Annotated in this window: 1 pseudogene; it reads right to left on the bottom strand. The window is 51.2% G+C overall.

Annotated elements, in window-relative coordinates:
- Positions 1-469, bottom strand: a pseudogene (locus BFP76_RS14625) (hypothetical protein); the annotation flags it as partial.

A 469-nucleotide genomic window follows, 5' to 3' on the forward strand; every position in this document is an offset into this window, starting at 1 on the left:
CGCGATCGTATCGGCGTCTTTGTCCTGGCCAGATTCCAAACCTTCGTCCTTGCGATATTCCAATCGCGTGCGCAGCGACAAATCTTCGTCGCGATAAATCGAACCCAGCGACAAGGCCTTGCGATCAAATTCGGTATTGGTGCTGGAATCACGCACACGGCCAAATTCAAACCCACCTGTGAAGGTTAAAAAATCACTGGCGATATAATCCGCGCCATAGGTTGAGGTGAGCGATCGATGCACACCAAATAAATCATAGGTGTTTTCACCATAAACCGTCAGGCTATCGTTCAAACGTCGCCGTGCACCCGCCACAAATGATCCCTTGTCGCGGCCAACCAATTCATTGCCACCAAATTCACGATCGGGGTCAAGCGTGTAACCAAAGTAGTAGCTGTTATTATCATCGCGATCATATTGCGCCAAGGCACGCGCGCCCACACCCGTGCTCCCGTCAGATATTTCACCG

Source organism: Paramylibacter kogurei (assembly GCF_002742285.1).
In the GTDB taxonomy this organism is placed as follows: domain Bacteria; phylum Pseudomonadota; class Alphaproteobacteria; order Rhodobacterales; family Rhodobacteraceae; genus Amylibacter; species Amylibacter kogurei.